Genomic DNA, 9,018 nt, shown 5'->3' on the forward strand with positions numbered 1-9,018 from the left:
TAAAAATGAAAAAGGTACTAAAATTAAGAGTTTTGAAGAGTTTATCTTGAAATAAATTCCTTTACATGTAGAAGAGGCGAAAGCCTCCTGAGTTTCTCACTTCTAAAACCTTAATTTTCAATTTCCCTAAATTAAGGGGTTTATAAATGTTTATCAACCTAAATTAGGGTGTCCCAAGCTAAAAGCTGATACAATTTAACTATGTTTGTTCGTCAGAAAAAAAATAAAAGTGGTAGTATTAGTATTCAGATAATTTCTAAAAGTAAAGGTAAATATAAAGTAGTTGAAACTATAGGTTGTAGTAAAAATAATTATGAGATAGAAAAGTTATTAAAACAAGCCAATGAGAGATTATTAGAACTAGAGCCAAATCTATTTGATTTTGTTAAATATCAAGAGAAAAAACATAAGTTAACAAACAAAGATATTAGAGTTATTGGTGATGAACTTATATTTGGAAAACTTTTTTCAGATATTGGATGTAAAAATATTTCATTTATAAAAACTAAAGACTTAGAACTATTTAAAGCTTTAGTAATATCAAGATTGTTATATCCAGGAAGTAAACTCTATCTAATTGATTACTATCATATTTATAAAAAGCAAAATATAGATAAAAATAAGATCTATAGATTTATGGATACCATTTGCAAAGATGATTTAAAATTTAAAATCCAAAAGTGTATATTTGAACATACTAAGAAAATCATGAATGATACTATCACAGTTACTTTTTATGATGTTACAACACTATACTTTGAGTCTGAGAGTGAAGATGATCTTAGGCGAATAGGATTTAGTAAAGAAGGAAAACTGGCACGTCCTCAGATACAATTAGGATTGTTTACAACACTGCAAGGGTATCCATTATCCTATGAAGTGTATGAGGGTAATAAATATGAGGGGCATACGCTAATAGATATCTTACAAAACTTTCAAAAGAAATTTAATATAAAAACTAAACCAATAGTAGTAGCTGATAGAGGAATGCTAAATAATGATAATATTGCTTATTTAGAAAACAATAACTACAAATATATAATAGCAGCTAAAATTAAAAATATATCTAATGATTTAAAAGAGCAAATATCAAATTTAACTTTTTTAAATGATGGTGTCACTCATACTATTGAAATAAATCAAAAAATAAAATACAAAGATAAGAGTGATAAAAAGACTATAAATACCAAACAAAGACTTATTCTAACATATTCATCAAAAAGAGCTAAAAAGGATAAATATACAAGACAAAAAGCTCTTGAAAAGATTAAAGCCAAACTATCTAAAAATATCAATAAAAGTGATCTTAAATTATCATATTATGCAAAATACCTTGATATAGATGAAAAATGTGATATCAAATATAAACTTAATCAAGCAAAAATATCTGAGGATGAAAAACTAGATGGTGTTAAGGGATTTATTACAAATGATTTTAACCTTAAAGCAAATGAAGTTATTGAACACTATGCTAATCAATATGATGTAGAAAAAGCATTTAGAATATCTAAAACTGATCTTAAAATTAGGCCTATATATCACAGGCTAGAAACAAGAATTAAAGCTCATATCCTAATATCATTTGTTTCTTATGCAATATATAAAGAATTTGAAAGAAAAATCAAACAATCTAATATTGATATAAAATTTAAACTCACATTTGATCATATTAAAACAATGTATGGTTATAAAACTCCATATGGTATCGAACCATTACAAATGGATGAAATTCAACAAAAAATTTATGATGCTATTTATCTCAAATGAAAATTTGGGTGTCCTATGAGAAACTCAGGAAGATATTGCAAACTCTTTTGTAGTAGCAGATGATATTGAAATCGGCTTCGCAAATAAGATTCCATTGTGGGTATTAGGATTTTTGTATTAATATAATTACTAATAATAAATACAAATAAGGTAGTACGATGAAAATAAAAATGAAAAAGGTACTAAAATTAAGAGTTTTGAAGAGTTTATCTTGAAATAAATTCCTTTACATGTAGAAGAGGCGAAAGCCTCTTCTTTATTGTATTGTAGATTAGTATCTATATCTTAAAGATAAACGAAGATCTGAAGCAGATTTAACTGCACCTGGAGTTGTATCTACATCTGTTGGAGTTCCTGTTTGTCCAAAAAATGTATCACTACCTGTATAATCATAATCAATATAAGTATATCTTACTTGGGCTGTTAAGTTTCTTGCTATCAAAGGAAGATTGTAATAAACTTCATAAGCATCTCCACGAGTCGCAAGCTTACTACCAACTAGTGTATCCTCACCGTAAGTATAACTTCTCCAGTATTTACTTCCATGATTATACTCTAAACCAATTCTATCACTATCAAAAAAACCTGGAATTTGAACACCCACATAATATGAATATCCTGTTTCGTCATCTTGACTACCTAACATACCTGCGCCTTGCTTCATTAGGTCACTAAACATTGCTTGCATATCTGCTGGAGCAGAGCCTAACATAGTGTTAAGCTGACTAAGAGAAGTAACTCCAAAATCAGACATCAAATCACTTATATCTACATCATTTGCCACTTTATTGTTAGGCTGTGTCTTACTCATGGCAACTGATGCAAAAAATACAGTATCATCTAGAAAATCGTTAATTTCATCACCTATACCGTTAACTTGTAATGATAATGATGCTCCTTGCATATCCCCAACATCCTGAAATTTCATATTTGTATAATCAGGTGTCACAGAGTATATACCTGTTCCATTATCATTCACAGTTAGTTTAATACCTCCAAGTCCCATCATATTCCATCCTTGGAACACATTTGCCATTACTTTGTACTGACCATCATCATAAGCTTGGATTAATAAGCCTGCTAAATCCATATCAGGATTTGCTGAACCTGATAGATAAGAAGGATTAAATCCTCCCATAGAATTCATAGAATAACTTCCTGTAATGTCAGAAAAGCCTCTACCTAAACAAATTTTAAAGTAAAGCCCAGGAATGTCTGTGATTTTTTCAAAATCAAATTTAAAACTTGCTCCATCAAACTCCATATTGATATTGTGTCCAACTGGAGAAGCAGGATGCTCATTATCTTCTCTTAAATTTGTCATAAAACCATCAACAGATGGGCGACGACCAAAACTAGCAGTATATGGAATATCTCCCATTTGACCAAAGTATAAGAAATAAGCTTCTCTAAGTCTTATAACATTATCCCCTTGTGGCTTTTGATTAGCATACCAATCAAAATTTTGAAACATTGCGGTAGAATCTGTTGTTCCATCAAACCACATACTAGACTGACCAAATGCTTTATAAAAACCTAATGAACCTTTAAATACTAAATTATCAACAGGTTGTGCCGCCATTCCCAAGATAAGTTTATTTGTCCAAATACCATTTTTATACGTTTTTCCTTTAACATCACTTTTTTGTAAAGTTGCTGTAGCTGGATTGCCAGAAGTAAAATCAAATCCTGTTACAGCTTTTCCTGAAGTAGTTTTAGAATTTAAAATATCATAAGCACTTCTAAAATCAACGCTCCACTTAATATTATCTCCACCAGTATGTGCTTTAACTTCAGAAAGTTGAGATTTAAGGGCATCAATATTTATCTTTGATTGAGCCTCTTTTAACTCTGCCATTTGTGCTTTTAAAGCTTCTATTTCAGCTTTTAGCGAGTCATCCCCAGCCATTGCAGCTGTTGCCAATGTAGCTCCAATTAGCATAGGAGCAATAATCTTCTTCATTTTCTATCCTCCAAAATAATTAATTTACAATCTCACTAAACTAGCAAGAAGGAACATTTCCACTATCACTAGCGTACTCTATACAAAAATCTCTTATATTTTCCATATACTTAGATTTAAATTTGTCTTTACTAAAAAAGCTTTTTGCCTTTGGGTATTTTTTAGAATACTCAGCAATAAACTTTTCACCGCCATTTGCAAAAAGTTCTTTCCATTCAGCTTGAGTGTGCTGAACAGCAAATTTCGCACCATTAATACCTGTTTTTTTCTTCATATACTTTAGATAATACTTTTGTCCTTTCGCAGCATCTGCAAAAGAAGAAGTACTAAGAACACCTACAAGTAAAAAACAAGTCAAAAAAAGACCTAAAATCTTTTTCATTCTCACTCCTTAGTTTATTTTAGTAAATGATATCTAAATAAAAATAAAATCTAATTTAAATAAAGTATTTTTTGTAAATTTATTTTAATTTTTTGAAGATATAAGCAAATTATATATGTAATATAAGTATATTTTGAGTAAAATTTAATTAACTTTTAGTTAGTAAATAACGAATAATATAACTAATACAAAAGAAATTACCAATAAACGAACAAAATAATTAAACAGAGCAAACAGACAACAATAAATCAATAAGAACAAATAAAAATTAATGAGGGATAGAAAGTGTTGAATAAATAGTAAATATAAATTAACACAGAACCGGCAGCGACCTACGTTTCCGTCCCAGTAAGGGAGAGTATCATCGGCGATGAAGAGCTTAGCTTCTTGGTTCGAAATGGAGCAAGGCGTTTCCTCTTCTCTATAGCCACCGGAAGTGTTAATGAAAAGATACTTAGGGGTCTGCTGATTTACTTTTTACCTTTAGGTTAAAAGTAAAGCTCTGACTCCGGTTAAGAGTATATTTTCATTAACACTTTTTGTGTGTTTTTGGGGTCTGTTGCTTGAGTTTTAACTTTTGCTAAAAAGTTAAAAGTAAAGCTCTGACTCCCATTAATAATTGATTGTCTTGAAAAACATTTTGTTTCCTATTAGATTTATCTCTAATAAGGAAGCAAGTTGCGAATTAAAATAAAGATAAGCCAAACGACCTATTAGTACTGGTCAGCTAAAGGACTTTCATCCATTACACACCCAGCCTATCAAACATGTAGTCTTCATGAGGTCTTCAGGGAAGATTCATCTTGGAGTTGGCTTCCCGCTTAGATGCTTTCAGCGGTTATCACATCCGAACATAGCTACTGGGCGATGCTCTTGGCAGAACAACCCATACACCAGTGGTTCGTTCAACCCGGTCCTCTCGTACTAGGGTCAACTCTCCTCAATCTTCCTACGCCCACGGCAGATAGGGACCGAACTGTCTCACGACGTTCTGAACCCAGCTCGCGTACCGCTTTAAATGGCGAACAGCCATACCCTTGGGACCTGCTCCAGCCCCAGGATGCGATGAGCCGACATCGAGGTGCCAAACCTCCCCGTCGATGTGAGCTCTTGGGGGAGATCAGCCTGTTATCCCCGGCGTACCTTTTATCCTTTGAGCGATGGCCCTTCCACACAGAACCACCGGATCACTATGACCGACTTTCGTCTCTGCTCGACATGTACGTCTCACAGTCAAGCTGGCTTGTACCATTATACTCTGCGGACGATTTCCAACCGTCCTGAGCCAACCTTTGTAAGCCTCCGTTACTTTTTAGGAGGCGACCGCCCCAGTCAAACTACCCACCAGACATTGTCCTCGCACAGGATAACTGTACGGAGTTAGCTATCAGAATACAGAAGAGTGGTATCTCAACAACGGCTCATCATGATCTAGCGACCATGAATCAAAGCCTCCCACCTATCCTGCACATCTATATCCCAACAGCAGTGTCAAGCTGTAGTAAAGGTGCACGGGGTCTTTCCGTCTTGCCGCGGGTAGGAGGAATTTTCACCTCCACTACAATTTCACTGGATTCCTGGTCGAGACAGCTCCCATCTCGTTACGCCATTCATGCAGGTCGGTATTTAACCGACAAGGAATTTCGCTACCTTAGGACCGTTATAGTTACGGCCGCCGTTTACTGGGGCTTCGATCAACAGCTTCGCTAATGCTAACTGCATCAATTAACCTTCCAGCACCGGGCAGGCGTCACACCCTATACATCCACTTACGTGTTAGCAGAGTGCTGTGTTTTTGGTAAACAGTCGGGAGGGACTCTTTGTTGCAACCTTTCTAGCTTTCAGACGTAAAGTCCTATACCAGAGGAGGCACACCTTATACCGAAGATACGGTGCTATTTTGCAGAGTTCCTTAACCAGGATTCTTCCACGCGCCTTAGAATACTCATCTCACCCACCTGTGTCGGTTTACGGTACGGGTAATTTGTGATATGCTTAGAAACTTTTCTCGGCTCGACGGCATCAACGATTCTCCTTCCACTCCGAAGAGTATCTAGAGCCTGTCGGGTCTCGGTCTTGTGTGATAGGGATTTGCCTCCATCACAACCTACATCCTTCGACTAACTATTCCATCAGTTAGCTCGTTTAGCCCTAAGCGTCCTTCCATCACGCTCACAAATTAGTATAGGAATATTAACCTATTTTCCATCGTCTACCCCTTTCGGACTCGACTTAGGTCCCGACTAACCCTACGATGACGAGCATCGCGTAGGAAACCTTGGGTTTTCGGCGAAGGGGATTCTCACCCCTTTTATCGCTACTCATGCCTGCATGCTCACTTCTAGCCGCTCCACCACTCCTTACCGGTATGGCTTCAACGCTGACTAGAACGCTCTCCTACCACTCAGATAAATCTGAGTCTACAGCTTCGGTGTAAACTTTTAGCCCCGTTATATTTTCCGCGCAGAATCACTAGACCAGTGAGCTGTTACGCTTTCTTTAAAGGATGGCTGCTTCTAAGCCAACCTCCTGGTTGTTTAAGTAACTCCACATCGTTTTCCACTCAAGTTTAACTTTGGGACCTTAGCTGGTAGTCTGGGTTGTTTCCCTCTCGACGACGCATTTTATCACCCGCCGTCTGACTGCCATGATTACACATAGGGTATTCGGAGTTTGACAGGGTTTGGTACCTTGGTGTAGGCCCTAGCCCAATCAGTGCTCTACCCCCCTATGCTACAACATGACGCTATACCTAAATATATTTCGGAGAGAACCAGCTATCACGAAGTTTGATTGGCCTTTCACCCCTATCCACAAGTCATCCGAAGACTTTTCAACGCCTACCGGTTCGGTCCTCCACTGGCTCTTACACCAGCTTCAACCTGCTCATGGATAGATCACTTCGTTTCGGGTCTGCAGCCAGTGACTATGTCGCCCTATTAAGACTCGCTTTCGCTACGGCTCCGGGTATCCTTAACCTTGCCACTGACCACAACTCGCAGGCTCATTATGCAAAAGGCAGTCCATCACCCTGATAAATCATAGGGCTCTGAATGATTGTAAGCAAATGGTTTCAGGTTCTATTTCACTCCCCTCACTGGGGTCCTTTTCACCTTTCCCTCACGGTACTTGTTCACTATCGGTCTGTAAGTAGTATTTAGGGTTGGAGGGTGGTCCCCCCGGATTCAGACAGAATATCACGTGTTCCGCCCTACTCAGGATACTGCTATGTCTTCGCCAGATTTCGTATACGAGGCTTTCACTCTCTATGGCTAATCTTTCCAGATTATTCTACTATCCTTTGAAGTACAATATCGCAGTCCTACAACCCCCAATGCAAGCATTGGGTTTGCCCTCTTCCACGTTCGCTCGCCGCTACTAGCAGAATCTCGTTTGATTTCTCTTCCTCTGGCTACTGAGATGTTTCACTTCACCAGGTTAGCCCCCCGTAGGGTAACATGACTCACGCCATGCTGGGTTGTCCCATTCGGAAATCTACGGATCAAAGCCTCTTGACGGCTCCCCGTAGCTTATCGCAGTCTAGTACGTCCTTCTTCGCCTCTTACAGCCTAGGCATCCACCATTCGCTCTTAATAGCTTACCTTTGACTATTCTAATTCGCACTTACTTCCTTACTAAAAATAAATCTTTAATAAGTCAGCAAAATTGTTTTTCTATTTTTGACAATCAACAATTATAATTTAATGAACATAGATTATTTAAAATCTAATTTAATCTCTACCTATATACAATAGAAATTAAATTAAACTTCTTATCCTTTTAAATGTTATTAGAAATGGTGGAGAATAGCGGGATCGAACCGCTGACCTCCTGCGTGCAAGGCAGGCGCTCTCCCAGCTGAGCTAATTCCCCAAGCCTGATAACTCTTTTAGTTTATACAGTGCAAAGGTAATATTTTTAGTGCAGGAGCTTACTTAAGAGTAAGTGACTAAACTAAAAATTTTAGCTTTGAGCTGTATTGGCTAAAAATGGTGGGCCTGACAGGACTTGAACCTGTGACCTCACCCTTATCAGGGGTGCGCTCTAACCACCTGAGCCACAGGCCCCTTCTCTAATCAATCTCTCAAAACTAAATAAGCACTTTACAAGCTCAAGATAACCTCTTACTCATACATTGTGAGATGTATGAGTTTATACTCTAGAAAGGAGGTGATCCAACCGCAGGTTCTCCTACGGTTACCTTGTTACGACTTCACCCCAGTCGCTAATTCCACTGTGGACGGTAACTAATTTAGTATTCCGGCTTCGAGTGAAATCAACTCCCATGGTGTGACGGGCGGTGAGTACAAGACCCGGGAACGTATTCACCGTAGCATTGCTGATCTACGATTACTAGCGATTCCAGCTTCATGGAGTCGAGTTGCAGACTCCAATCCGAACTGAGATCAGGTTTTAAGATTTGCTCCACCTCGCAGTATCGCTTCTCTTTGTCCTGACCATTGTAGCACGTGTGTAGCCCTGGACATAAGGGCCATGATGACTTGACGTCGTCCTCACCTTCCTCCTCCTTGCGAAGGCAGTCTCCTTAGAGTGCTCAGCCTAACTGTTAGCAACTAAGGACGAGGGTTGCGCTCGTTGCGGGACTTAACCCAACATCTCACGACACGAGCTGACGACAGCCGTGCAGCACCTGTCACTAAGCTCTACCGAAGTAGCACTCTCTCATCTCTGAGAGATTCTTAGGATATCAAGTCCAGGTAAGGTTCTTCGCGTATCTTCGAATTAAACCACATGCTCCACCGCTTGTGCGGGTCCCCGTCTATTCCTTTGAGTTTTAATCTTGCGACCGTACTCCCCAGGCGGTACACTTAATCCGTTAGGTGTATTACTGCAATGACAAGCATCGCAACAACTAGTGTACATCGTTTAGGGCGTGGACTACCAG

General features: G+C 38.1%; 3 protein-coding genes, 2 tRNA genes and 3 rRNA genes (1 of these 8 cut by a window edge). 1 reads left to right on the forward strand and 7 read right to left on the reverse strand.

Going from position 1 to position 9,018, the window contains the following annotated elements; all coding sequences use genetic code 11:
• Positions 1-201 precede the first annotated feature (201 nt).
• On the forward strand, positions 202-1,767 hold the full coding sequence (locus tag ACKGJI_RS11675; RefSeq protein WP_458699983.1) for an IS1634 family transposase: 1,566 nt from the start codon (positions 202-204) through the stop codon (positions 1,765-1,767).
• 271 nt (positions 1,768-2,038) lie between these two features.
• Here ACKGJI_RS11675 and ACKGJI_RS11680 read toward each other — a convergent pair whose 3' ends face one another.
• The 7 genes from ACKGJI_RS11680 to ACKGJI_RS11710 all read right to left on the reverse strand — a co-directional run.
• Positions 2,039-3,730 (reverse strand): DUF3373 family protein, encoded by a 1,692-nt coding sequence (locus ACKGJI_RS11680; protein ID WP_458700497.1) that lies wholly within the window; start codon positions 3,728-3,730, stop codon positions 2,039-2,041.
• Positions 3,731-3,770: 40 nt separating this feature from the next.
• Positions 3,771-4,112, reverse strand: a complete 342-nt coding sequence (locus ACKGJI_RS11685) for a hypothetical protein (protein WP_458700498.1) — start codon at positions 4,110-4,112, stop codon at positions 3,771-3,773.
• Positions 4,113-4,431: 319 nt separating this feature from the next.
• Positions 4,432-4,547 (reverse strand): 5S ribosomal RNA (gene rrf / locus ACKGJI_RS11690).
• A 257-nt stretch (positions 4,548-4,804) separates the two neighbouring features.
• Positions 4,805-7,716 (reverse strand): 23S ribosomal RNA (locus ACKGJI_RS11695).
• 193 nt (positions 7,717-7,909) lie between these two features.
• Positions 7,910-7,985, reverse strand: a tRNA-Ala gene (locus ACKGJI_RS11700).
• A gap of 117 nt (positions 7,986-8,102) precedes the next feature.
• Positions 8,103-8,179: transfer RNA gene (locus ACKGJI_RS11705), tRNA-Ile, on the reverse strand.
• Between the two features lie 96 nt (positions 8,180-8,275).
• A 16S ribosomal RNA gene (locus tag ACKGJI_RS11710) occupies positions 8,276-9,018 on the reverse strand; it runs 768 nt beyond the window's last position.
• Together the 16S, 23S and 5S rRNA genes with 2 tRNA genes alongside form the textbook arrangement of a ribosomal RNA operon.

It is taken from the genome of Sulfurospirillum sp. 1307 (assembly GCF_054408545.1).